Consider the following 245-nt stretch of genomic DNA (forward strand, 5'->3'; position numbering starts at 1 on the left):
GGCGTCCTACTCTCCCACAGGGTCCCCCCTGCAGTACCATCGGCGCAGTAGAGCTTAGCTTCCGGGTTCGGAATGTAACCGGGCGTTTCCCCTACGCTAAAACCACCGAAACACTATGAAACTATCGAACACCGGAAGACAACACGGCTGTTCGTGGTTTCAGAACCAACACAGTGGACGCGAGCAAATATGGACAAGCCCTCGGCCTATTAGTACCGGTCAACTCCACCAGTCACCTGGCTTCC

General features: G+C 55.5%; 1 rRNA gene. It reads right to left on the minus strand.

From position 1 onward, the window contains the following. Positions 1–110, minus strand: a 5S ribosomal RNA gene (gene rrf, locus IH48_RS0132775); the annotation flags it as partial. Positions 111–245: the final 135 nt, after the last annotated feature.

The organism is Streptomyces sp. NRRL F-5126 (assembly GCF_000721265.1).
Taxonomy (GTDB): Bacteria; Actinomycetota; Actinomycetes; order Streptomycetales; family Streptomycetaceae; genus Streptomyces.